Source organism: Mesorhizobium sp. M8A.F.Ca.ET.161.01.1.1 (assembly GCF_004792105.1).
Taxonomy (GTDB): domain Bacteria; phylum Pseudomonadota; class Alphaproteobacteria; order Rhizobiales; family Rhizobiaceae; genus Mesorhizobium.
The window spans coordinates 83,116-107,103 of sequence record NZ_SRTD01000019.1; the positions used below are offsets into that span (position 1 = coordinate 83,116).

The window sequence follows — 23,988 nt, forward strand, 5'->3', positions numbered from 1 at the left end:
CGTTCAGGCCTCAATCGAAGGCCGGCAGCAGGCGATCGCGCGAGTGCTCGATGTGGGCGCGCATTGCTTTCGCGGCGGCATCGGGATCGGCTGAGCCGAACGCGGCGAGGATCGCCTCATGCTCGTCCAGCGCCTCCTCGGTGACGCGGGAGTGGTACATCAGGCGGAATATGTGGAAGTGGGTGTGTTGATGACCCAGCGTCTCGCGAATGAGCTCGTTTTCGGCATATTCCATGATCTTGTCGTGGAAAATCGCGTCTTGCCGGGCGAAGTTTGAATAACGCAGGCGCTCGTCCTTGCCTTCGCGGCGCGACATCACGCCTGCCGCCTCAAGCAGTGTGCCGAGTTTGGCCTCGTCCATCGCGGCGGCGGCCTTCGCCGCGCCGTGCGGTTCGAGCAGGAGACGCATTTCGTACAATTCGTCGAAACGGCGCCGGGTGATCTGCGGTGCGGCGCGGTATCCGATCAGATGCGTTTTCAGAACCAGGCCTTCGCCTTCCAGACGCCCGAGCGCCTCGCGGATCGGCGTATGGGAAACGTCGAATTCCTTAACCAGATTGTCGACGGTGATGCGTGAACCGGGCGCGATCTTCAGCGACATCAGCTGCCCGAAGATGGCCTCGTAAACGTCCTCGGCCAGGCTGCTCGCGCGCTGGATGCGGCCCGCTCCCGTGGGCGTCTCACCATTATTGCTCAAACTGACAGGTTGCATCTTTCGCCTCTCGACAGGGGAGACTGCTAACACGAGGGTTTGACCGATGCAATACTATATCCTATACGATTTTATCGGCGCCGTTCAGTTCAGGACCCCTTCGGTGCGGATTTTGCAATGCGAGTTTCTCCGACACCCTCAAGGATGCAGCCTGTCATGAGCCTTCTCACAGCCCTCCGGCTCCCACGCGAAATTCTATTCGGAAAGGGGCAACGTCATGCGCTGCCGGCCGTGGCCGGTCGCCATGGCCGACGCGCCCTTGTCTGCACCGACGAGCGTTTCGCCGGCACGGCGGTGTTTGCCGAAATCATGGAATCCTTGCAGGCAGCATCGATCGACGTGCTGGTTCACGACAGTGTCCTCCCTGACGTGCCGCGCGACTCGGTGGCGGTCTGCGTCGAGGAAGCGAGGGGCTTCCGGCCCGACATGGTGATCGGCATCGGCGGCGGCAGCTGTCTCGATTTCGCCAAATGCGCCGCCTTGCTGATCAGCCACGGTGGCGAGTTGCAGGGCTACTATGGCGAGTTCAAAGTCCCGGGACCAACGCTGCCGCTCATCGCCATACCGACCACGGCCGGCACAGGATCGGAGGTGACGCCCGTCGCGGTGATATCCGATCCGGACCGGACGCTCAAAGTAGGCATATCGAGCCCCCATCTCATTGCCGCGGTTGCCATCTGCGACCCCGAACTGACAATGACCTGTCCGCGGGGCCTGACCGCGATCGCCGGTGCCGACGCGCTCACCCATGCGATCGAGGCCTTCACGGCCATGCGTCGGGACGGTGACTTCAGCCTGCCGCAGCGCCACGTTTTCATCGGCAAAACGCCGTTGACCGATCATTTCGCGCTGCTGGCCGTCAAACTGCTCGGCCGCAGTCTGGAGAAGGCGTGCGCCGACGGCGATGACGCCGAGGCGCGCGCCGACGTGATGATGGGAGCGCTGGCTGCGGGTTGCGCCTTCGGCACTGCTGGCACGGCGGCGGCGCACGCGGTGCAATACCCGGCCGGCGCGCTCACGCACACGCCGCATGGGCTGGGGGTGGCGACGATGATGCCTTATGTCATGAGCTACAACAGCCGTGTGGCCGCGGCGGAAATCGCCGAGATAGGGATTGCTCTCGGCCTTGAGGCGAACGGTCGTGGCGCCGACGAAATGGCGGAAGCGACCATCGAGGAGATCAAACGCTTGTTCGCCGCGATCGGTATCACTCCGACGCTGGCCGGTCTGGGGCTTCCGGCCGACAGGCTCGACTGGACCGCCGAGCAGGCGCTTGGCATCGATCGTCTGATCAAGAACAACCCGCGCCCATTCGACCTCGCCGCCATGCGCCGCCTTGTCCAGGCGGCCTATGACGGCGATCTCACCGCCTGCGCCATGTGAACGTCAGGAACAAGACGATGAACCTTCCTTACAATGCCTTCCAGCTCGATCAGGATCCCTACGATGTGCGAGGTTTCCCGCACCGGCTCTATATCGGCGGACAATGGCTGCCGTCTGCCGACGGCAGGCTCATCGAGGTCACCGATCCATCCTCCGGGGCGGTGATCGCGGCGGTTCCCGATGCGACCCTGGAGGACGCCACCGCTGCGGTCGAGGCAGCGGCCAAAGCCGCCAAGGGGTGGCGTGAGACCGCGCCACGCAAACGCTCCGAGATTCTCAGGCGCTGTTTCGAACTGATGGTCGAGCGGTCGGAGACGCTTGCCATGCTGATTTCGCTGGAGAACGGCAAGGCCCTGCGCGACGCGCGCGGCGAGGTGGCTTACGCGGCCGAATTCTTCCGCTGGAACGCCGAAGAAGCTGTTCGCATCACCGGTGAGTTTGGCACCGCTCCGTCCGGGACCAACCGGATCGTGGTCGACTACCAGCCGATCGGCATCTGCGTCCTCATCACACCTTGGAATTTCCCTGCCGCGATGGCGACACGCAAGATCGCACCGGCCCTCGCGGCGGGCTGCACGGTCATTTTGAAGCCGGCCAGCGAGACGCCGCTGACGGCCTATGCGCTGGCCGCGCTCTACAGCGAAGCCGGCGTTCCGGACGGTGTCGTGAACGTGCTGACGACGTCGACCCCAGGCCCCCTGACGTCGGCCATGCTGGCCGATCCGCGCGTCAGGAAGCTCTCCTTTACCGGTTCGACCGGGGTCGGCCGGGCCTTGCTCGCCGAGGCCGCCAAACATGTGATTTCCTGTTCCATGGAACTCGGCGGCAATGCACCCTTCATTGTCTTCGACGATGCTGATCTCGGTGCGGCCCTCGATGGCGCCATGATCGCCAAAATGCGCAATGCCGGCGAAGCCTGTACGGCCGCCAATCGCATCTACGTCCAGTCGGGCATCCACGATGCGTTCGCCGACGGCCTGTCCCGGCGCATGGCCGCGCTCAAGATCGGCGCCGGCACCAAGGCGGACACCGAATGTGGACCCATGATCACCAAGAAGGCGGTCGACAAGATCGACCGGTTGGTCAAGGATGCGGTCAATCGGGGTGCCAAGGTGCTGTGCGGCGGCTCGGTGCTTGAGGGAGATGGTTTTTTCTATCCTCCGACCGTCTTGTCCGAAGTCTCGCCGGACGCTGACATGGCGCATGAAGAAATCTTCGGACCGGTGGCGCCCATCACCCGCTTCGAGAGCGAGGCACAGGCCATCCTCCACGCCAACGACACCGAATACGGCCTTGCCGCTTACCTCTACACCCGCGATATGGCGCGCGGCATGCGGGTTGCTTCGGAGATCGAGGCCGGCATGATCGGCCTCAACCGCGGCTTGATGTCGGATCCCGCCGCGCCCTTTGGCGGAGTCAAGCAGAGCGGCCTAGGACGGGAAGGGGGCCAGCACCACGGTATCTCCGAGTTCATGGAGGCCAAATACATCGCTGTAACCTTTTGAGCGGACGCCATGTCGAAGGATCCTTTTCGCACCCGCGACCACGTTGCCGATTTCGATGACATCGTGGCCGATATCGTCGCCCGCAGCGCTGCGACGCGGGCTTCGCTGCCTATGCTGGCGGATGTCGCCTATGGTTCGCACGAGGCCGAGCGTCTCGACCTGTTCTTTCCGGAGGGACCGCGCAAGGACCTCCCGGTGCACATCTTCATCCATGGCGGCTATTGGCGCATGTTCACCAAAAGCGATTATTCCTACGTTGCCGAAACGGTCACGAGCGCAGGGGCAATCGCGGTCGTGATCGACTATGCGCTGATGCCTGCCGTCAGGATGGCGGCAATCGTCGACCAGGTCCGGCGCGCGAGGCAATGGGTGCAGGATAATATCGCCAGCCATGGCGGCGATCCCGGTCGGCTAAGCGTCAGTGGCCATTCCGCCGGCGCGCATCTGGCGACCTTTTTGTTCAACGAGGATTCGACACATCCCCCCTCGGCGGCACTTCTGCTCGGCGGCCTGTATGATTTGAAGCCTCTTCAGCATTCCTTCCTCGAGCCTTTGATAGGCTTGACCGACGCGGAAGTTGCGGCATTTTCGCCGATAAGCAAATCCCACTCTTCGCGGACAAAAGTCAGGATGTTGGTCGGCGAGCGGGAAACACAGCCGTTTCACCTGCAAGCCAGATTGTTTGCTGATCGTCTGATAGGGCAGGACCTGAGTGTATCGATGGGCGTGCTCACGGCGCGCAACCACATGGACAGCGTACGTGATTTAGGGCTGCGCGGGACAATCGCGGGCGACTGGCTTCACCACGTCGTCGTGGCCGCATAAATTCGACACGCGGCCCGCGAGAACATCACGGGCCTGCCGTCGCGGCAGCCGTTATGTCGTCTGACTTTCACGGATCGGCGAAACGGTTCGTCCGCAAGCCAAGTATGTGCCCGAAATCAGGAAGATCATTAGCGTTGAATCGAGAATGTCGTGGCCGACAAGGATGCCTGTTAGGCCACCAACAAGGTATACGATGACGGCGACCACTATCATGGTCGCCCCGAACCTCTCTAACGGATCGGCACTGAAGCGAAGAACCCTCGTTGCGTTCCAGATCGCGACGATGAAGATCGCCGCCAATGATAACGCGCCAACAAGTCCGGCCTGCACCAAGGCTGTCAGAAAGCCGTTGTGAAAATGGTTGAAGCCCTGGCTCACCCCAAATTGCTTTTTGAAACCCTGCTGTGAAATCGCCCGGCTGGCGGATATGCCGTGGCCGAAAAATGGCGCTTCGCGAAATGCATCCATCCCAATGTCCCAGAGCCCAACGCGTAGCCCGAGCGGAGTGGAATGATCATCCTTGGTGGCGAGGGCGTTCCAGTCATCGAACAGAAAATGAGTGCGACCTACGATGATTGGAGAGGTGATTGCCGCGGTGAGCAGGCAGCAGGCGCCCGCAATCACCAGCAACCGCCTCATATTCGATCGCGTGAATCTCTGGCGATTGATCACAAGGACGGCGACAATGGCGATCAGCAAGGCTACCCAGATCATGCGCGAGCCGGAATAGACGGTCGCTACGGCGCCGGCGAGTACGGCGACGGTGAGTGTCTTCCAGGCTTTCTCTATTCCCGACACAGCGCCCGCAAGGCACATCATCACGGCGAGGCAGGTGACCGTCGCGAACACGATCGGATTTCCAGCCCCTCCTTCGGCTCTCAGCATCCCGATCCAGTAATATTGGACAATGGTCAGCACCAGCGCTCCGGCACATGCTGCCGCGCTGGCCCGCACAGCAATGCGTGCAAGCGTCGCCTTGTCGGTGATGCTCCAGGTCGAATAGGAGATCGGGAACACCAACAAGGTGATCAGCGGCAGGAAGTGCGTGACATCAGCCCGCAGGGTGCCGTTGACGATCGATGCCAGGACCATCGCCGCGCAATAGGCATAGATCGCAAGGGTCATGGCGAGCATCGGCCGGTCGATGTTCAAGCGGCGTCGCCTGGCGACCAGCAACACCACCGACCAGAGCGCTCCACCATGAAATACGAAGCTCACCACCGACCCGAGCACTGGCGGCGAAAAGAAGCAGATGATCGAGAAGCCACGGTTGACCTGTTCTGCCGTCAGGTGGCGCCGCAGCGATGTAAACGAGTTCAATGCCTTGCTTCGCAATGTTCCGGGTCGCGTGCGAATCGTTCGAACGATCCTTGCTCACCCGTGCTTCGCCCCTGTCCTCGAACCCGTATAGCTGCTTGCTCAGGTATCTGATAGTGCGGGACCGTCTCGCTCCCGATCCGGCTGCGCGAGTGAAAAAAACTGGCCCTGATGCCTGTTCAGGCAGCGACCGCCGATGAAGCTCCCTGGGTTCCTTCCTGCCAGGATTGGAACATCAGGACGTCCCAAAGCAGATACTGATTGTTACGGTGTCCGGAGAGGTGCTCAGACCACGCGCGCCGGATTGCATCGGCTCGAAAGAACCCGTCTTCCCGCAATCGGCGCTCGTCGAGCAGCGCCTCCGCCCATTCGCGAAGCGCGCCGCGCAGCCAGGTGTCGATGGGCACGCCGAAGCCCATTTTCGGACGTTCGACGAGCGCTTTCGGAACATGTCGATAAAGCAGTTGCCTGAGCGGCCACTTTGTCTGGTCGCCGGCTCGCAGGATGGAAAGCGGCAGCGAAAGTGCAAAGCCTATCAGCCGGTGGTCAAGCAGCGGCACGCGGGTCTCGAGGCTGACTGCCATTGCCGCGCGATCAACCTTTACCAGGATGTCGTCCGGCAAATAGCTCATCATATCGATGTACATCATCCGCTCGACGTTGCCCGGCAGCGCTGGAAGCGCCTCCAATCCCGTCAGCATGGTGGGCGGCTCGTCCGCATCCGGGATGATTTCGGTCGCTTCCCAATGCGAGCAGAGGCGGCGGTAGACATCGTCCATTGTTCGCAATGAAAGAACCGACGCCGCCTTGTGGATCTTGTCGCCGACGCGCTCGCGGCGCAGGCGCTGCGGCAGAAGCGGCATGATCCCACCCGCGACATTGTTGTAGAGACCGGGCGAGGGCAGTGTCGCCAGGCTGGCCGACGCGCGGCGCAGCCCCATCGGGACGCGGGAAAGCTTGTTCCATAACGCATCGGCGAGTGCGTAGCGCGTGTAGCCGGAGAACAGCTCGTCGCCGCCATCGCCCGACAACGCCACGGTAACGCTGCCACGCGCCAGTTTGGAGACGAGGAATGTCGGGATTTGCGAGGAGTCGGAGAAGGGCTCACAATAAATGCCGGGCAGATTGGGCACAACCTCTAGCGCATCCCGCTCGCTGAGATAAAGTTCCGTATGGTCGGTGCCAAGGTGGCGCGCGACTTCCTTGGCATGGCCCGCCTCGTTGTAGCCGACTTCGTCAAATCCGATCGTGAAGGTCCGTACCGGTCGCGAACTGATCGACTGCATGACCGCCACGATGGCGGAAGAATCGATGCCGCCCGAGAGGAAGGCGCCGAGCGGCACGTCAGCGATCATCTGCCCTTCGAGGGCGCGGCGAAGATGACGTTCGAGTTCGTCGACCGCCTCTTCGGGGCTCCCTTGAAAAGGGTCGCGCTGGCCTTGTTCAGCGGCTTCCCTGGCGCTCCAATAGCTCTCGACATGTGGCTCACGCATCGGGTCGGAAAGGACGAGGAGATGGCCGGGTCTTAATTTGCGAATGCCTTGGTAAATGCTGTAAGGCGCGGGGATGTAATTGTGGCGCATCAGCAAAGCCAGCGCATTCCGGTCAATGTCCGGGCGCCAATCCGGCAGCGGTTGAAAGGCCTTGAGTTCCGAAGCAAACGCGAAGGCCTTGCCGATCCGGCCATAATATAACGGCTTTTCCCCCAGGCGATCACGTCCGAGAACGAGCGTTCTCTCCTTGCGGTCCCACAAGCCGAAAGCAAACATGCCGACAGCCAGTCCAAGCGCTTTGTTGGTTCCAAGCTCCTCGATTGCAGCCAGAAAGGTCTCGGTGTCGGAATGACCGCGCCATGCATGAGCGCCGAAGTCCCGATCGAGATGCGTCCGCATCTCGCCGTGATTGTAGATTTCTCCATTGAAGACGATGACATAGCGACCGCTGTGCGAAATCATCGGCTGCGCGCCGGCCGATGACAGGTCGATGATTGCCAGTCGGCGCTGACTGAGCGCGACCCCGGCCTCGGCGTCAGTCCAGATGCCGTCGCCATCCGGTCCGCGATGCCGGATCATGTCCGCCATGCGGCGCACGCTGAAGGGGCCGCTGCTTGTCGCGGCCGCTCCACCCACAATGCCGACGATACCGCACATCCGGCGTTACTCTCCAATGACCAGGCTCGGTTCTTTCTCTCTCTGCCGCGAAATCAGAGGAGGGAACCAGCGGCTATAAATCCATTCGCTCGAAACACCATTCACCACAGCCGGTGCCGAAGAGGCCAATCCCAGGCACTGCATTGAAGCGCCGCTTCGTGCGAAACCCAAGTTTTTCGACTGACGTCTCCAACTCTTCGGCCGAGGTGGATTGATAGGGATAGCCGCCTAGCCAGTCGTCGACATCCGCCAGGAATTCCATGCCTCGGCGCGCGCGATAGTTCTTTACAAACGAGATCGTGTCCCGATGGCGCAGCGTTCTCGCCGACATGTAGACCGAGACAAACAGCGCTTTGACCGGAGGCCGCAGCCAGCGATGAGAGGAGTAGAGCCTTTTTTCGACCGTCCACAGTCCGCAAAGTGGCGTTTTCAGGTAGATCGCAATGCCAAATCTTCCGCCGTGACCAACGAGGCCGGCTGCGTTGCTGATCGCCGCCCACATGTCGCCCGTGTGATGCAGGACGCCCCACGAGTAGACGACATCGAACGTCCCGGTCGGAAGCGACGCCCTGTCGAGGATATCGGCACGCTCCACGCTCCATTCGGCTTCCGGCGCGAAGCGAGAAAGCACGGCCTTGGTCGTTTCGACACAACCCGGATCATAGTCAACGGCGTGAACCTTCGCTGCCCCCAGCCGAAGAGCGGCCGCTGAATGCAGGCCCGATCCGCAGCCCATGTCGAGAAATGTCTTCCCCTCCAGATCGCCCACCAGGCGGCGAAGATCCTCGCAAGCCCGATCCAGATGCTCGTCCTCGAAGCGCGCGGCAAGCTCGGACCAGTTGCGGCCGAAATCATAACGCGCGTTCATAAGCTTCCCACCGTCGCCCTTTCCGAATGACCGAAGCCTTAGCTGATGCCAGATAGAAGTCCCGAAACGAATGCGTTCAGCCAGTCGAGCCACGCCCGCCTCTTGTGGAGATGGAATCCTCTAAGACCGGCTGCGTCGGTGGTCAGAATCGGCCTGCTTAACCTCACGGTAGATCCCAGTGTTGAATTCAGGCCGAGCCTTACAGACTCCAATACTTTAAATTGTCAGGGATTTCATTCGGCTTGATGGCAGACTTGATGTCGAACAGCGTCCCGCCCTGCTTGATCATTTGAAAAAGACGCGCTCTCTCACTGGTGAGATAGACGTTGTGCGGTACCGCCAAGACAAGCGCCTGCAAATCGCTTATCTCATCGAGCGGCAGAATCGTTTCGCCGTGATCGCGTCGAGCGGATTCGGCGTCGGCAAGGGGATCGTGAAGCTTGGGCACGATGCCGAACTGTCTCAGTTCCTTGACCATGTCGAACACGCGGCTGTTGCGCAAATCCGGAACGTCCTCCTTGAAGGTCAGTCCGAGAATGCCGACGGAGGCTCCTTTGACTGATATGTCCGAGCGGATCAACTGTTTGACGACTTGCTGGGCAACGAAGGCTCCCATGCCGTCGTTGATGCGGCGTCCGGCGAGGATAATCTGCGGATGGTAGCCTTCGGCCTCCGCCTTGGCAGTCAGATAATACGGATCGACGCTGATGCAGTGACCGCCGACGAAGCCCGGCTTGAAGGGGAGGAAGTTCCATTTTGTCGATGCGGCATCAATGACATCCTGCGTGCGGATCTCAAGCCGTTCAAAGATCATTGCCAGTTCATTCATCAGCGCGATGTTGAGGTCGCGCTGTGTGTTCTCGATGACCTTCGCCGCTTCGGCCACCTTGATCGACGGCGCGCGGTAGACGCCGGCATCGATGATGCTCCCATAGACGCTGGCTACGCGCTCCAGCGTCTCTGCGTTCTCACCGGAGACGACTTTGATGATCCGCCGCAGCGAGTGTTCCCGATCGCCTGGGTTCGCCCTTTCAGGCGAATAGCCGAGCGCGAAGTCATGAGGATGCCGCAGGCCGGATATATGCTCGATGATCGGCCCGCAAAATTCCTCGGTCACGCCTGGATAGACCGTCGATTCGAAAACGACGACGGCGCCTTTGCTCACCGCTTCACCGACAAGCTCCGATGCCAGTTTCAAAGGCGAAAGATCGGGAGCACGGTTGATGTCGATAGGCGTTGGCACGGCAACGATGAAGAAAGTCGCGCCTTTCAACATCTCTCGGTCGGTCGTAAGCGCGATCGAGGATTCCTTGATCGCCGCCGTGTCGACCTCTCCGGTGCGATCGACGCCGCGACGCAATTCCTCAATCCGGCTTTCGCTTATATCGAAAGCAATGGTGCCCGGGAAAACTTTCCCAAACGCGACGGCTACCGGCAGGCCGACATATCCCAGACCGATAACGGCGATGCGTTCGGACATCGGCGGAGTTCCTAAGTCACTTATGTCCAGCGCTTGTATGGCAGGCTGCACGCCAATTCAACGATGTGTAGTTGCGAAGTGGGAACTCTCCACTCAAAATAGCGCCTGATCGATGCGCGTGCCGCCATCGTCTCGTGGCGCTCGATGTTGTGGATAAGATGCGGCAGGATTGGGTTTCGAGCCTCAAGACCCTACAAGAGCCGAATGGTCTGGACCAGTCAGCCAAGAACCTGAATGCATGGATCGCATCGTTGTTGTCGTAAGCGAACCAAGATCCCTTGCAACCACACGGGGACATCTTCTGCTTGCGCTGCGCGCCGCCGGATACGAAGTACATGCCCTGGCGCCAGTCGATGCCATGACCGTTCGTTGGCTGACCGAGAACGGCATCCGTTTTCATCCATTGCCCATGGAGCGTGCGGCTATTGCGCCATTCGGCGATACGCTTTTGGCTTTTCGTCTTTGCAGGAAGCTACGAGAGCTCAAACCCCAGGCCGTGCTGACCTGTGCGATCAAGCCGATCGTCTATGGCATACCCGCGGCGCTGATGGCGGGGGTACCGCGCCGGCACGCGCTTGTCACGGGCCTCGGCTATGCGTTCACGGACCGTCACAAATCTCTACGGTGGAGGATGGTCAATGCGGTGGCCCGGCTTCTTTATGCCGCGAGCCTGCGTGTTGCCACCACGGCCACCTTCCAGAACGACGATGACCGGAATGACTTCGGTCGTCTGGGACTGCTCGGACGTACACCAGCCAATGTAGCCAACGGTTCAGGGGTAGATCTCGATCGATTCAAGGTTGCGCCATTACCAGAGAAGCCGCGATTTCTTATGATCGCACGCCTGCTTCGCGACAAAGGCCTCGGCGAATATCTGGGTGCGGCAAGGCTGGTTAAGGCAATTCGACCTGAAGCCCGTTTCGACCTGGTCGGCGATACGGATCCAAATCCCGCGGGATTTCCGGTATCGGAAGTTGAGGCAGCGGTCGCGGACGGAACCATCCGCTATCACGGGCCTGTGGAAGACGTCCGCGGGGTGATCGCCGATTCGCGTATCTTCGTGCTTCCATCCTACCGCGAGGGTACGTCGCGATCTGTCCTGGAGGCGATGGCAATGGGGCGCCCGGTGATCACGACAGATGCGCCGGGTTGTCGCGCGCCGATCGTTCCCGGCGTGAGCGGCCTGCTGGTGCCGGTCGGCGCCGCGCCCCCCTTGGCGGAAGCCATGATCCGCTTGATCGACAACCCAGGTGAAGCCGAATGCATGGGCAAAAACAGTCGATCGATCGCGGAAGAGCGCTATGATATTCGGAAAGTTACCGCTCATATGATGGAAATCATCGAAGCCCGGCACCGAGCCACAGAATGACGTTCGCGGGAAATCCATCGTCGAACCGATACGAGTTCGGAGCCAATTGGGCGTCGTTCATCGACAAGCACTACTCGGCGGAACGCCGCCGCATGGCGGCGGAGAAGCTCTTGTCCTTCCTCGGCAAGCAGACCCTCGAAGGCTTCGACTTCCTCGATATCGGCAGCGGCAGCGGGCTGCACTCGCTTGCCGCCTTCGATGCAAAAGCGGATAGGATACAGTCCTTCGACTTTGACCCGCTCTCGGTAAGCACAACCGGCAAGTTGCGGCAATTGGCGGGTGAGCCGACGAACTGGATCGTCGAACGCGGCGACGTGCTCGACGCCGACTATATGGAGAAGCTAGGCACCTGGAACCTCGTCTATTCCTGGGGCGTGCTCCACCACACCGGCGCGATGTGGCAGGCGATCGAAAATGCGGCGCGCACGGTTGCCCCCGGCGGTCTATTCTTCATCGCTCTCTATTCGTCGAATGTCGTGAAGCCGTCCGCGCAATTCTGGCTCGACGTGAAACGGCGATACAACGGCGCCAACCCTCGCCAAAGGCGGTGGATGGAGTACTGGTACATCTGGCGCTTCGGGCTCGGTCGCAATCCACTTCAACTGCCCTTGCTCGTGAAGCAGATCTATCAAAAGAAAAAAGGTCGCGGCATGAGCTACATGACCGACATCCGCGACTGGCTGGGCGGCTGGCCTATGGAGTTTGCCGACGACCAGGCGGTGATCGATTTCCTGAAGAAACGGTTCGATTTCGAGCTCGTCAGGATATCTACGGGTGAGGCATGCACGGAGTTCCTTTTCCGGAGCCCGAACAGTCGGCCGCCCAAACGGAGCAAGTCGCTTTAAGCGGTCTGTCCGCCGGCTCTCGTCCAGATATGTGGCCGGCCGTTTTCGAGGGTGACGATCTCGTCGCAATTTTCGACTGTTGTGAGCCGGTGCGCGATGATCAGCACCGTCAGGCCGGCGGGCAGCTCGCGGATCGCCTCCATGACCGCGGCCTCGGTCTCCGTGTCGAGCGCGCTCGTGGCTTCGTCGAAGACGAGCACGGAAGCCTGTCTGTACAACGCCCGGGCGATGCCGATGCGCTGGCGCTGACCACCCGATAGACGGACTCCACGCTCGCCGACCCGCGTCTCATAGCCTTGCGGCAAACTTTCGATGAAATCCGCCAGTGCGGCCTGCTGCGCTGCATTGCGCACGCGGTCGCGGTCGATGTTGGCGGGATCGATGCCGAAGGCGATATTGTCGGCGATCGAGGCGTCCGCCAGGAAGATGCTTTGCGGCACATGGGCAATCTGTCTTTGCCAGGCACGCCGTGTGGTTCCGTCCAGCCGCTGCCCGTCGATCTCGATCACGCCGCCAGTCGGCTCGAGCAGACCCATTATCAGATCGACCGTCGTGCTCTTGCCGCTGCCCGTCTTGCCGATGAACCCGACCTTGCTTCCTTTCGAGATCGTGAGATTGAATCGCTCGAGTATCGGCGCTTGGTCAGAAGCGTAACGGAACGACACATCCTTGAGCATGATCGCTCGATCGAATGGGAGACGCTTAGGTGGCGGCTGGTTCCACTCTGGGCCGAGTGGTGCCTCGAGCGCCTGGAGCACGACTTCGGCGCCGGCAAGATTGCTCAATATCAGCGCCCAATTGCCGTATACAAGCTGCATGGATGGGAGCAGACGCTGCGCTCCAAGGACAAATGTTCCAAGTATCGGCAGAACCTGGCCGGCATCGTTCGAGCGGGTGATGAGGAAATAAGCAAGCGCCGCGATGATCACCATACCCGCAGCTTCGATCGCGAAACGCGGAGCGCCCGCGGCAAGCGCGTTCATTGCATTCGCGCGCTGCAGGCGTAAATCGAGTTCGGTGTACCGCAACAGAAAATACGGTTGGGTGTCGTTGATGATAACATCGCGGATGCCACCCAGTCCCTCTTGGACAGATCGGATGCCTTCCGCCTGCGCGCTGGCGATAATTTGCGCATTCTTCTTGAGGTGCTTGCGGATGACGAGCGACATGGCGAGGTAGACCGCCCCAAGGCCCGCGAAGATAACGAAGGTGATGAAAGAACTCAGAGCAAAAAGGGCAGCGACGATGAAGACGCCGATGATTATGCCGCTGATCGATTGCAACAGGGGCAGCATTACACCCGCGGTAATGGCTTGAACCTGGCGAAGCGCGGCCAACACCGAACTGGAATTGCGCGAAACGTGGTAGCTGTAGGGTTGGCGGAGTACTTGGTCATAGACCTTCACGCCCACCTCATGTCCCAGCGAGAAGACATAAGAGTTCGTGGCCCAGGCAAGGAATATGCGCACGGCGCCGGCTATGATCGCCACCACCGAAAACAGAATCGTCAAATCGAGAAGGCTGTCTGAAGAGCTGGTCAGCCGAAAGCCGGCAAGCTGGCGAGCGAGGAACGACTGGCCGCCAACCGCCTCGGGATTGGCGATGCGCGCAAGAAACGGCAGCAAGGCACCAAGCGTAGCGGCTTCCGCAAGTGCTCCGAACATCATCAAGACAAGGAGGCCGAAAAACTGCCTTTGTCTAGGCTTCGATACCTGCCGCCACAAGCGTCGCAGTGTGTCGAGAGTGCTGCCCGAGTTTCGGTTTCCGCTCAATGCCAAATCGATGTCCGCATTCAGAGCGCTCAATGCACACGTTCGGCGCTCCACGACAAGTCACAACAGATGCCCGCTGGCAACTTTATCACAGAAGCGCGAAGGTGACCTGTCCACAACTGCGCGTATGGGCCAGAGACCGTGATTGCGGTGAGGTGATATGCTTCAATCATGGGTGACGCTATAAAGATTCGGGATCGAAGGCAGCGGCTGGCCTTAATTGCGGCATTGCTTCGTGCACTCGGCGTGTTCTCGGCAGGGGTGGGGACGGCATTTCTGTTCTTTGTGTCGGCATACCCGCTCGGATTGGTCAGCGCCTACCCGGCACCACCTGCTTCGGCAATTGAGGGGCCACTGGGGTTTGCACAGAGAGTTGCGGACGTTGATGATCTCTATCGCCGCACGGGTGAGCCGATGCAGCCATATCTTGAGCGTCTGACAACGGCGGTCGCGCGTGGAATGGTACACTATTGGACAGAAGGTGACCGCTGGTCGGAGGCCGATGCGTCCTACACCCGGATCGGGGTTTTCGACAATTACTTGCTCTGGATGCTCAGCTTTCTTTCGGAATATCGGGAAAACCTGGGGAACTATGAATTTGTAACTCCCCGAAAGGCACTGGATCGGGGCTATGGGTTCTGTTCCCAGGTTTCGAAGATCGTCTACTCTGTCCTTGCCGATCAGGGCATCGAAGCGACGATCTACAGTGCCCCCGAGCACACTGTAGTTGAGTCAAATGGCAACATTCTCGATTCCGACTATGGTGTCTTCGTTCCTCACTCGCTTGAGGATGTACAACAAGACCCGTCGATCATCGACACGTACTACGCGCAATTCGGGCCGATGCTGCCTCTGCTAAGAAGGGCGTATGGTCAGGACTGGCAACCGCTCGGAACTGCCGAAGACTTCAACGGCGTGCGTGCGTACGAGGCAAAGTTCGAACGCCTGAAATGGGCTCCGCCGCTTGCGTTCCTTGCCATTGGTATTTTACTCGTCACCATCGGCATTCTGCTCCAGTATCTTCTTTTAGGACGCGGCCGGCTTGTGCTGCAGCGGGTTCGCGGAATTGCTCGGTCCTCTTGATTTCGTTTGCTCGTGACCATTTCTATAAGCCATCGCCTCGCAGAGGCTTCCGCTTGCAAGCGGCTGCGCCTAGCGGCAACCGGCGACCAATGAGGAAAGGCGGCGGAGCGGATGACGCTGCGAGAGAAATTTCCGATGACTGATGCTGAAGGCCAACAGTCGGCTGCCGGGCCTTCTGCCGCACTGGCTAGAAAGCCTCGTCGCAAAGTACTCTTTGTCATCGGAACGCTTGACCTGGGCGGCACCGAGAGCCAGCTCGTGCTGCTTGCCAAGGAATTGAAGCAGCGCGGCTGGAAGGTAGAAGTCTTTGCGCTTTCACAAGGAGGTGTTCTCTCGGAGACGCTGAATCGCGCCGGGATCCGGGTATTGTACGGACTTCATCGGCCGAATCCCCTACCTGCGTCGCCGACAGTGGCCAAAGTGGGTGCCAAGTCGGGCGCGGCGCCGACGAGGCGCCCGAGTGTGAAGGCGATGCTGGTTCTCGGCGCAGCCGTCACTTCGCTTGTCCTGCGCATCGTCTTGACCCGGCCGCGCGTGGTCCACGCCTTCCTGCCGCTGACCAATTTCCTGGGCGCCTTGGCGGGGCGGGTTGCGCTGGCGCCATTTGTCATCACGTCGCGACGCGGTCTCGGCAACCATCAGGAACGGTGGCCCAGGCTCAAGCGAATGGACCGGATCGCCAATCGACTTTCCCATGTGGTGGTCGCGAATTCGCATGCGGTCGCGGCCGATATGGCGGCTCGCGACGCCTATGATATCGACAGAATAAGGGTGATCCCGAACGGTCTCGATCTCAGCCGCTTCGATGACATCGTCCATCGCCGGGACGAAACCCGGCGGCGGCTCGGCCTCAGCCAGGACGAAGTCGGCATCATCATAGTCGCGAATTTAATCCCATACAAAGGGCACAGGGATCTCATTCAAGCATTCGCTCTTGCGAGCGAAAGCCGGCCGAATCTGAAGCTGTTCATGGCGGGACAGGACCGAGGCATCGGGCCGGGCCTGGCGGAAGAGGCACGGCGGCTCGGCGTCGGATCGAAAGTCCATGCATTGGGATCACAGAGCGAGGTGCCGGGATTGCTCGCCGGCATGGATGTTGGCGTGATCGCCTCCCATGAGGAAGGTTTTTGCAATGCCCTGATGGAAAAGCTCGCGGCGGGTCTTCCTGTTGTCGCCACCAATGTCGGCGGAAATCCGGAGGCTATCTCCGGTATGCCGGGTTGTGTATTGGTGAAACCTCGTGACCCTGCCGATCTGGCTCGCGGGCTTCTAGCCGTTCTCGACCGATTGCCGGAGCCGACAGCCGACCGGGAATTTAGGCAACGGATGATGCGCGAGCGGTATTCGACAGGAGCTATGGTCGACGCATATGAACGCCTCTATCTCGTGGGCTGACGAATGAGCGGGATTGCCCACTCGGAACGCTCGATGAGTTCGACGCATCCGTTGCGGGCGATCCTGACGAGCATCTCGGCAGGGCTTTGCGCGTTCGTCATCGTCATATACCAGTCCTGGTTCATGCCATACTTTTTGCCGTTCTTCACCGGGCGGGACGAGTTCGCCAGGCTGGTGTTCCATGCGCTCTATGGCGGAGTGCTGATTGTTTCGGTGGCCGTTCTTGTGACGCGTCGAGACGTGCGTAGCGCGATCCTTCTGCTTGCTATCACCGCCGCCATGGCAGTCGTCCCGGTTGCGCTTCATCCGATCGGGATCGTCGCCAAGTGTTACCTGATCACACTTTTCCTCGGCGGCGCGGCGATTGTGCTCATGCTTGCCTCAGCTCCCGCAATCGTGTTGCGCCTCTCGGCGTCAGTCACAGCGCTCAATGCGGTGGTTTGCTTGCTCGACCTCCTCTTTGCCAGCGGCTTCACCAACACGCCTGGCCGGGCCGCCGGTTTGGCGGTCAATCCCAATGTCGCAGCGGCCGGACTTCTGCTTGGGGCTGCGGCGAGCTACCGCGCCGTCGCACAAAAGTGGCGTGCAAGCTTCCTCGTGCTCGTAGCCATAACGCTTCTCGCGACGCTTTCTCGCTCGACCCTTCTTGCCGCCCTTGCAACGGTGGCGGTTCCGATTGTCGTCCGCATTTGGCAACAATTTCGCAGCGGCCGTCGTTTTCAGATCGATCTTGGGGGCTTGGGCCGTGCGGTCGTCGTCGCTTTTGCACTGCTGGGGGCGATCGGCATCGCGTTGACCACAAATGCTTCCTTCCGTATTGCCACGGACGAATCCTATGCCGGAATTTTGTCTGTAAGCACGGCGCTCAACGAAGCATCGAAGGCTGTCGATCGATCTCCGCCAGCCGCTACGGTGTCAATTGCGCCACCGCCTGAAGGGGCGTCGGCAAATCAACCGGCTCCGCCTCGGGCAAGTTCTGCTGACACTACCACGCCCCTCGCCGTCGAACCCCCGAGCGGTTCGGCCGCCGCTAAGGGCGGTGCATCCGCGGACGCCGTAAATTCGTCTCCTCTGCCATCCGGCCCCGCGCCCGCGGCTAACCAATCCACGAACGTCGCCAAGATGCAGGCGCTCGGCGAACGGCTGACGGATGAAGGCAAGAGGAACTCGATCTCGGCAAGGGCTCTCTTTCTCGAGCGCGGCCTGCTCGCCTATCGAGAAGGCGGTTTTTTCGGTCGCGGACTTGAACAGGCGCAAGCCCTTGCGCCTCACAACACCTTCGTCCTGTTTGCAATCGCTTTCGGTCACCTCGGCTGGCTGATTCCGATTGGCTTGGTCTGCTTCGCCTTTTGCTTTGCCCGGAACGCTGGTGATCTTGCCCTTGGTGTCGCGGTCATGGGGGTGGCGCTGACCTCGCATGACCTCTTGCTGACACCAAGCCTCTTTCTTCCAATCGCGCTCGGAATTGGCGGCATGCTCGCCGCACGAAAAGTCGCTGCCATAAAGCCGTCGCCGACAGAGAAAGGCGAGCCTTGGAGCTTTGCTTGCGGAACATTGGCAGGCGTCGCGGCCTTCGGGGCCGGCTGCATCGCGATACTGCTCGTCACACCACCGCTTATTACCGGACGGCTGCAGAACGAAACCATGTTTGCCGCCCGAGGCGGATACGAAACGCTGCTTCCGCGGCCACCATTTCCCGGCCTTTTCCAGTTAGGCAACCTGTCTGACATTCCGCCTTTGCAAGCATCCAATTTGCGCGAAAACGGAACATCGCTACATCGCGTCGGCTGGTCTTCTCTCGCATGGCCTGCCGTCAGGCAGGGCGAGTATACTTTTCGCCGGCCGGATGCTGTGCTGTTCGCGCCCACGGATTCGAGCGACCCTCGCAGCAATGACCGAACCTACGAGGTCGCCGTTCCGCTGTCGGTCAGTGCACTATGCTTCATTCTTCCGGGCACGATCATTGCATGGTCGATTGCAACTGTGGCTGCCGTGACGCCACTAACAAGTCGGTCTAAAGCCTCCGGATGATTTTCGGAACAATAAGTCTCGCGCCGAAGATCGACAGGTGATGATCTTCGACGTAGAGGCTTTGTCCGGCGCTGTCGTCGCATGGCACAGAGCTGCGGGCTCAATTGCTCATGCTGGTTGTCGAAGGCTGCATGGCGTTCGCTGTCGATACACGAGTTCGCCCGTCGGCTGCGGCTAGGGCCTGGTGGAGACCGATCGTTCGCGCAAGGCCGACGTCGGTCTCCGGTGTCAAGTTTCGGCGCAGGTGAGCTTTGTCGCGGTAAATGAACTCGCCATTGATGTAGGTGGCGCAATGCCTGTCCGGACACATGCCTTTGAGTGGATCGACGAAGAACACCCCATTTTCATCCGCAAGCGACTCCAACGCCGTCACCACCGGCGACCAACGCCGTAGGATTTGCTCGCTATCCATGTCTGTCGAACAACGTCTCAGCATCCCGCTTTCGCGCATTGCCGCGCAGGACGTCAGATCCACGCCTGGCACAGGCACCTGTCCAATGATTCCGATGCGTCGTTGCCGAGCGGTGATTTCTTTTACGAGGCTGAGCAAGCCATCGCGCAACAGCAGGACCCTGTCCGCCTGCCGGCCGTCATCGGCGACGACATTGGTGTCAGCAAGGTTTGTCCAGGCGGAAGACAGGACCACGAGGTCGATATCTTTTCGCTGTCTCAGCATATGGACGACCGCCTTTCGGGAAGACGCGCAGCTTTCCTGGTAGTCGGGGTGCTCTGGAAAATCGCGATGGACACCTTCTCCGAATGCGGCCGGGCACGCGCGATAAAGAAAGAAGGCGGTATTCTCGTGCTGGCCGGCAGCATCGAACAGCGGGGCGAGGTGTTCGGCGTGGCTATCGCCCCACAGGACGGCGTGATGTCTCGCTTTGCCCCAGGGCGCCCCAAACGCGCAAAAGGTGCTGCCCAGTTCAGGAATGACGACCGTCTGTGGACACGGCCAGTCCCACATCACCTCGAGGCTGCGCATTGCCTCGGCTTCTTTCGGAATCCTGCTGGTGAAACCGCCGGCTTCGAAGATCGCATTGCCGCTCAGGCAAACTGTCGCCGCGGCGGCAACACCGGCGGCAAATGCCCTGGATGGAGGCGCCCGCAGACGGCGAACGGGTTCCTCGACGAACCGCCAAGAGAAATACGCCGCCAGCCCTGCCACGGCGACAAGGACAGACGCTTCGGCCGCCGTCGGCATTTCGGTGCCTGCATAGTGGCGGAAGAAGACCAGGATCGGCCAATGCCAGAGATAAAGGCTATAAGAAATCTTGCCCGTCGATCGCAAAGGTGCGCTCGCAAGCAGCGCCGAGATCATTGACTGCGAACGCGGCCAGATGAGCAGGACGGCGCCGATCACCGGGAAGAGAGCGCTCAGCCCCGGAAACGGTTGGTTCGGCGACAGCCAGATGGTGCTGGCGGCGACCAGGCAAAGGCCGACCAGTCCGAAAGCTTCGGAAGTGCCTCGGTGGCGGACGGGCGCCGCAAAGACCAGCAGGCTGCCGAGAGCCAGTTCCCAGGCTCGGCCGAAGGGAACATAGAACGCTCGCTTTGGATCGATCGCCACCAGATGGAGGGCAATCGAGAAGCTGATCAGTGCAACCATACAGATCAGCGCGATGATCGGCGGACGGCGGCGCCGTGCCAACCGGTTCGCCATCAGAAGCAAAACCGGCCATGCCAGGTAGAACTGCTCTTCGACGCCGAGCGACCAGAGATGGAGCAGCGGCAGAAGCGCCGACTCGCGGTCGAAATAGCCCGTGTTCCAGAGAAAGTAGTAGTTCCCCAGCCCGACGGTAGAATATGCCGCGCTGCGCCCTAAGTTGGCATAGTCCCCGGGGGGCAACAGAAACCATCCCGCAATGAGCGAGAAGCAGATCGTTACCAGCATCGCCGGCAGAATGCGGCGCATGCGCCTGGCGTAGAACTCGATCAGGGACAGTTCGCCGCCTTCAGCCACCAAAAGGCGGGTGATCAAGTAGCCAGAAATGACAAAGAAGATATCGACGCCGACGAAGCCCCCCGGAAAACCGGGCACTTCAAAATGGAAAAGAATGACGGCGACCACTGCGATTGCGCGCAATCCGTCGATATCTGGCCGATAGTCGGACTTCACGGCTCCCTCCGCGTTATTCCCGGCCTCACAGCCCAATTGCGTATCATGAGTCGATGGCCGGACATATGCAACGGCGGCACCCGCGATTGGACTTACAAGTCGCATTTCGAGAAACGTGGGGATACCCTCACAATTTGTTTCGCGCTGGAGCGACGAAAACCTAAACATTGGTGCGTGTGTGCCGGAATCAGTCCTGCTCCTTGACCGGGGCATCGGACCAGTGCGGGCTTTTCGGAGGGAGTATTCATTCGTTAATGATATCGGGGCGATGAAAACTTGCTCGCTTGATAGAAAAACGGGTTGTTCGTCCCGTCCCTGACTGTATAGAAGATTGTCCCGTGCGTTGCGAGGCCACGGGTCGTTCTGGAGGCTGTCAACGTTGGACAACCATAGCGCGGACATGGTTGAATTCGGCCAGCACGGACATGTGTTGGTTACTGGTGGCGCAGGCTTCGTAGGTTCGGCACTGGTCGATATGTTGCTTGCGCGCAATTGCACCGTGACCGTTGTCGATGATCTTTCGAACGGCCTGCTTCGCAATCTGCCGACTGGTGACCCTCGCCTGACGATCCGTACCTTCAGGGTCGGCGATCCGGCATATAATGGGGCGGTCCAGGATGAGGTTGGCCTTGCCGATGCCGTCTTCCATCTGGCGAGTCCGATCGGCGTTGAGCGTGCTCACAAGGAACGCTTCGCCGTCACCAGCGGCATTCTCGAATCAGGCTGTTCAATCGTCGAAGCATGCCGGCTGCACAAGCGCCCGCTTCTTTATACGTCGAGTTCAGAAGTTTACGGCTCCGGTCGGGACCGGCCAATCACAGAGTCCGATCCAGTTATGACGGATCTCCGACCGCGATGGGGTTATGCCGCTGCCAAGGCAGCCGTTGAGCATCTGGTTGCTGGACTGTTTTTCGATTTGGGCATCCCTAGCTGGATCGTTCGACCATTCAACATGGCCGGACCGCGCCAGCGCTCGGCGACCGGCCTCGTATTGCCAGTGTTTGTCAACGCGGCGTTGCGGGGCGAACCGCTTGTGGTTCACGACGATGGCGAGCAGAGGCGCGCGTTTCTCCACGTAGCCGATGCCGCCGAGGGGTTGCTTCTGGTGATGCAGTGCCGGTCGTTGCGAGGCCGGCCAGTCAACCTGGGCGGCAGCGAGGCGGTTCAGATTGGAAATCTCGCCAAGATGGTGGTTGACGCCACCAGGACGAGTGCGCCCATCGTTATGAAACCTTCCAGTGCGGTCTTTGGTGAGCGGTTTGCCGTGACGCATGACCGCGTGCCTGACACAAGTCTGTTGACCTCCATGACCGGATGGCGACCACTTCGAAGCACCAAACAGACAGTGGTCGACTGCATCGAGCACATGCGTGCCGAACGAGCGATGGCTTGACACCTGGTCCATTGGTCCCGTTCATCGGGGCTCTGCTCATATCGGCCGTTTGTGTGTGGCTGTTTGCGCGTCTGGCGATACGCATCGGAGCGGTCTCAAAGGTCAAGAGCGACCGATGGCACACATCGGGCGAGGTTCCCCGGCTGGCAGGGCCGGCCATGCTGATCGCGATGTCTCCGTGGCTTCCGGTTGAGTATATTCTTCTGCTGGCTGTTTTCTGCCTGATCGGCGCGCTGGATGACGTCCGGTCCCTTTCCGCCGGTGTCAAGGCAGCGGCATTGGCCGCTGCCGCGATTTTAGCTGGCATCATTACAGGTCTGTGGTGGGTCCCGATCGTCATTTGGATAGCTTGCAACGCGGTCAACATGCTCGACCATGCGGATGGTCTTGCCGCGAGTGCAATCACGGCCGCCTTCCTGGGGCTCGGCGGCGATATCGGGATGGCCGGCGCGGGTGCGTGTGTCGGGTTCCTTTGCTTCAACTATCCGCCCGCCCGCGTTTTCATGGGCGACAGCGGCAGCCTTCTCCTCGGGGCGGCAATCGTGCTTCTTGCCTCGAAAAGAGGTTTTGACGCCTCGTTGGCGTGGATTGCCGTCCCGCTGATTGATGCAATATTCGTAACGACTCGCCGCTTGCTACAGGGGCGCAGGCCCTGGATGGGCGGCACGGATCACCTTGGTCATAGCTTGCTTCGGATTGGTGTGAACCGTCAGGTTTTGCCGGCTATCTACGCAGTGACGGCACTGGCGATAGGGCTGACATTTTCTGCTTTGGCTAATCCTTAGGCCGCTCTTCGCGATACCGATGGATCAGACTCGGCGGCTCCGCTCATTGTCCGCTACGAACGCCTGCCGGACCCACATCAGCGGCTCGCTGGCTGCCGAGCTCACGCAGATTTGCAGAATCGGCTTGAGGGCGGAGACGCGAGGCCGTCGTGGCACGGGTGGGCCCCGACACTGATCGCTACGGGCAGACGCTGTTGATTTGGCAAGCAAAACGCGCCGTTAAGCTTCATGCAATCTATGCAGCATAGACTGCCCGCCAGATTGCGAGGCACCATGAAGCGCAAACCATTATTGCTTTTCGCCTTCCCGGCCTTTGTCCTGCTGATCCTGGCGGCGGAGCGAATGGCCACGATCCTGCTCGGAACCTATCCCGCAAGCCCCGGTATGTGGAAGGTCTGGCTCACCTTGCACCCATCGTCCGGAATGGTCTGGCAGCAGGTCGATGTCTATCTGGGAGGGTCGATGGCCCTGGATTTCGCCCTGCTGGGCGCGGCGCTGGGGATCTGCTGGATGGCAAGTCAGGCCAGAAGGTCGGCCGCTTTCTTTCTTGCCAACCATGGCACCTTGATCCTCGCGGCGTCGATGATTTTGATCGGCGGCCGCTCGCAGACCGCCAGCACCATTGCCGGGTTCACGGCGCCGAGCGGCTTTCAGTTCTCACTGACGATGGACTTCACCTGGCTGAACTGCCTGCTGGCGGTCATCGGGGTTACGGCGTGCGCCTATTGCCATTTTGCCTATATGCGTGAACTCGGCATGCGCGTTGAACCGATGCGTGTCCGGCTCATGGCACTGCAGAGAGATTTCTAGCGCAGCGTGGCCGAGGCCAAAGCTAGAGCGTTTCATGTTTTGACGGAAGCGTATCCGGCGTTTTCGAAGTAGTTCTTGCATTCGGCTGCCTCGATGGTTTCGACGAGGTGGCCGATGTGGCGCCAAGTTTCCTCGACGGTGCGTTTCTG

18 protein-coding genes and 1 pseudogene are annotated in these 23,988 nt (G+C 60.3%); 11 read left to right on the plus strand and 8 right to left on the minus strand.

Annotation, left to right across the window (positions count from 1 at the left end; all coding sequences use genetic code 11):
- Nucleotides 1-10: 10 nt before the first annotated feature.
- Nucleotides 11-712 carry a GntR family transcriptional regulator gene (locus EN804_RS29785; protein ID WP_135881779.1) on the minus strand — a complete coding sequence of 234 codons (702 nt, stop codon included), beginning with the start codon at nucleotides 710-712 and terminating at the stop codon, nucleotides 11-13.
- 156 nt (nucleotides 713-868) lie between these two features.
- On the opposite strand from EN804_RS29785, the gene EN804_RS29790 reads away from it, so the two are divergent.
- From EN804_RS29790 to EN804_RS29800, 3 genes are all read left to right on the plus strand, one after another.
- Entirely contained in the window at nucleotides 869-2,095 is a 1,227-nt protein-coding gene (locus EN804_RS29790) for an iron-containing alcohol dehydrogenase (RefSeq protein ID WP_135921915.1), read from the plus strand.
- 17 nt (nucleotides 2,096-2,112) lie between these two features.
- A complete protein-coding gene (locus EN804_RS29795) occupies nucleotides 2,113-3,600 on the plus strand; it encodes an NAD-dependent succinate-semialdehyde dehydrogenase (protein ID WP_135921916.1) in 1,488 nt (495 codons plus the stop codon).
- Between the two features lie 63 nt (nucleotides 3,601-3,663).
- Nucleotides 3,664-4,425: an alpha/beta hydrolase gene (locus tag EN804_RS29800; protein WP_348629800.1), complete on the plus strand. Its 762-nt coding sequence runs from the start codon at nucleotides 3,664-3,666 to the stop codon at nucleotides 4,423-4,425.
- 51 nt (nucleotides 4,426-4,476) lie between these two features.
- Here the strand turns inward: EN804_RS29800 and EN804_RS29805 are convergent, their stop codons facing one another.
- The 4 genes from EN804_RS29805 to EN804_RS29820 form a co-directional block, all read right to left on the minus strand.
- Nucleotides 4,477-5,745 carry an O-antigen ligase gene (locus EN804_RS29805; protein ID WP_127275380.1) on the minus strand — a complete coding sequence of 423 codons (1,269 nt, stop codon included), beginning with the start codon at nucleotides 5,743-5,745 and terminating at the stop codon, nucleotides 4,477-4,479.
- A gap of 176 nt (nucleotides 5,746-5,921) precedes the next feature.
- Nucleotides 5,922-7,892 carry an asparagine synthase (glutamine-hydrolyzing) gene (asnB, locus tag EN804_RS29810; protein ID WP_127870446.1) on the minus strand — a complete coding sequence of 657 codons (1,971 nt, stop codon included), beginning with the start codon at nucleotides 7,890-7,892 and terminating at the stop codon, nucleotides 5,922-5,924.
- A 73-nt stretch (nucleotides 7,893-7,965) separates the two neighbouring features.
- Nucleotides 7,966-8,760: a class I SAM-dependent methyltransferase gene (locus EN804_RS29815; protein ID WP_135921917.1), complete on the minus strand. Its 795-nt coding sequence runs from the start codon at nucleotides 8,758-8,760 to the stop codon at nucleotides 7,966-7,968.
- 199 nt (nucleotides 8,761-8,959) lie between these two features.
- On the minus strand, nucleotides 8,960-10,240 hold the full coding sequence (locus EN804_RS29820; RefSeq protein ID WP_127275383.1) for a nucleotide sugar dehydrogenase: 1,281 nt from the start codon (nucleotides 10,238-10,240) through the stop codon (nucleotides 8,960-8,962).
- Between the two features lie 238 nt (nucleotides 10,241-10,478).
- On the opposite strand from EN804_RS29820, the gene EN804_RS29825 reads away from it, so the two are divergent.
- A complete protein-coding gene (locus EN804_RS29825) occupies nucleotides 10,479-11,609 on the plus strand; it encodes a glycosyltransferase family 4 protein (RefSeq protein WP_135881772.1) in 1,131 nt (376 codons plus the stop codon).
- A 92-nt stretch (nucleotides 11,610-11,701) separates the two neighbouring features.
- The gene (locus tag EN804_RS29830) at nucleotides 11,702-12,454 is read left to right on the plus strand and encodes a class I SAM-dependent methyltransferase (protein WP_189523062.1); all 753 of its coding nucleotides are present in this window, start codon (nucleotides 11,702-11,704) and stop codon (nucleotides 12,452-12,454) included.
- On the opposite strand, the gene EN804_RS29835 is transcribed toward EN804_RS29830, so the two are convergent.
- A complete protein-coding gene (locus EN804_RS29835) occupies nucleotides 12,451-14,259 on the minus strand; it encodes an ABC transporter ATP-binding protein (RefSeq protein ID WP_246693505.1) in 1,809 nt (602 codons plus the stop codon). The two genes, EN804_RS29830 and EN804_RS29835, sit on opposite strands and share 4 nt — an antisense overlap.
- Before the next feature lie 138 nt (nucleotides 14,260-14,397).
- On the opposite strand from EN804_RS29835, the gene EN804_RS29840 reads away from it, so the two are divergent.
- The 3 genes from EN804_RS29840 to EN804_RS29850 all read left to right on the plus strand — a co-directional run bounded on the left by EN804_RS29840 (nucleotide 14,398) and on the right by EN804_RS29850 (nucleotide 18,735).
- Nucleotides 14,398-15,309, plus strand: a complete 912-nt coding sequence (locus EN804_RS29840; RefSeq protein ID WP_127275386.1) for a hypothetical protein — start codon at nucleotides 14,398-14,400, stop codon at nucleotides 15,307-15,309.
- Nucleotides 15,310-15,444: 135 nt separating this feature from the next.
- Entirely contained in the window at nucleotides 15,445-16,704 is a 1,260-nt protein-coding gene (locus EN804_RS29845; RefSeq protein WP_189524597.1) for a glycosyltransferase, read from the plus strand.
- 33 nt (nucleotides 16,705-16,737) lie between these two features.
- Nucleotides 16,738-18,735: an O-antigen ligase family protein gene (locus EN804_RS29850; protein WP_189524598.1), complete on the plus strand. Its 1,998-nt coding sequence runs from the start codon at nucleotides 16,738-16,740 to the stop codon at nucleotides 18,733-18,735.
- Between the two features lie 100 nt (nucleotides 18,736-18,835).
- Here the strand turns inward: EN804_RS29850 and EN804_RS29855 are convergent, their stop codons facing one another.
- Complete coding sequence (locus EN804_RS29855; RefSeq protein ID WP_189524599.1) at nucleotides 18,836-20,851, minus strand: acyltransferase family protein; 2,016 nt, start codon at nucleotides 20,849-20,851, stop codon at nucleotides 18,836-18,838.
- A gap of 379 nt (nucleotides 20,852-21,230) precedes the next feature.
- Here EN804_RS29855 and EN804_RS29860 point away from each other — a divergent pair, with 379 nt between their 5' ends.
- The 3 genes from EN804_RS29860 (at nucleotide 21,231) to EN804_RS29870 (ending at nucleotide 23,839) form a co-directional block, all read left to right on the plus strand.
- Nucleotides 21,231-22,244, plus strand: coding sequence for an NAD-dependent epimerase/dehydratase family protein (locus tag EN804_RS29860; protein ID WP_135921921.1), 1,014 nt, complete (start codon nucleotides 21,231-21,233; stop codon nucleotides 22,242-22,244).
- A 158-nt stretch (nucleotides 22,245-22,402) separates the two neighbouring features.
- Nucleotides 22,403-23,029: an MraY family glycosyltransferase gene (locus EN804_RS29865; RefSeq protein ID WP_245464228.1), complete on the plus strand. Its 627-nt coding sequence runs from the start codon at nucleotides 22,403-22,405 to the stop codon at nucleotides 23,027-23,029.
- A gap of 273 nt (nucleotides 23,030-23,302) precedes the next feature.
- A complete protein-coding gene (locus EN804_RS29870) occupies nucleotides 23,303-23,839 on the plus strand; it encodes a hypothetical protein (RefSeq protein WP_135921922.1) in 537 nt (178 codons plus the stop codon).
- Between the two features lie 32 nt (nucleotides 23,840-23,871).
- Here EN804_RS29870 and EN804_RS29875 read toward each other — a convergent pair.
- Nucleotides 23,872-23,988: pseudogene (locus EN804_RS29875) on the minus strand (IS630 family transposase); the annotation flags it as partial.

What these genes read in the sequence shown, in the direction of transcription:
- EN804_RS29845 (WP_189524597.1), top strand. Translation starts at nt 15,445, where the DNA reads ATGACTGATGCTGAAGGCCAACAGTCGGCTGCCGGGCCTTCTGCCGCA.
- EN804_RS29865 (WP_245464228.1), top strand. Translation starts at nt 22,403, where the DNA reads ATGCTGATCGCGATGTCTCCGTGGCTTCCGGTTGAGTATATTCTTCTG.
- EN804_RS29795 (WP_135921916.1), top strand. Translation starts at nt 2,113, where the DNA reads ATGAACCTTCCTTACAATGCCTTCCAGCTCGATCAGGATCCCTACGAT.
- EN804_RS29815 (WP_135921917.1), bottom strand. Translation starts at nt 8,760, where the DNA reads ATGAACGCGCGTTATGATTTCGGCCGCAACTGGTCCGAGCTTGCCGCG.
- EN804_RS29840 (WP_127275386.1), top strand. Translation starts at nt 14,398, where the DNA reads ATGGGTGACGCTATAAAGATTCGGGATCGAAGGCAGCGGCTGGCCTTA.
- EN804_RS29870 (WP_135921922.1), top strand. Translation starts at nt 23,303, where the DNA reads ATGAAGCGCAAACCATTATTGCTTTTCGCCTTCCCGGCCTTTGTCCTG.
- EN804_RS29785 (WP_135881779.1), bottom strand. Translation starts at nt 712, where the DNA reads ATGCAACCTGTCAGTTTGAGCAATAATGGTGAGACGCCCACGGGAGCG.
- EN804_RS29790 (WP_135921915.1), top strand. Translation starts at nt 869, where the DNA reads ATGAGCCTTCTCACAGCCCTCCGGCTCCCACGCGAAATTCTATTCGGA.
- EN804_RS29850 (WP_189524598.1), top strand. Translation starts at nt 16,738, where the DNA reads ATGAGTTCGACGCATCCGTTGCGGGCGATCCTGACGAGCATCTCGGCA.
- asnB (WP_127870446.1), bottom strand. Translation starts at nt 7,892, where the DNA reads ATGTGCGGTATCGTCGGCATTGTGGGTGGAGCGGCCGCGACAAGCAGC.
- EN804_RS29830 (WP_189523062.1), top strand. Translation starts at nt 11,702, where the DNA reads ATGGCGGCGGAGAAGCTCTTGTCCTTCCTCGGCAAGCAGACCCTCGAA.
- EN804_RS29825 (WP_135881772.1), top strand. Translation starts at nt 10,479, where the DNA reads ATGGATCGCATCGTTGTTGTCGTAAGCGAACCAAGATCCCTTGCAACC.
- EN804_RS29820 (WP_127275383.1), bottom strand. Translation starts at nt 10,240, where the DNA reads ATGTCCGAACGCATCGCCGTTATCGGTCTGGGATATGTCGGCCTGCCG.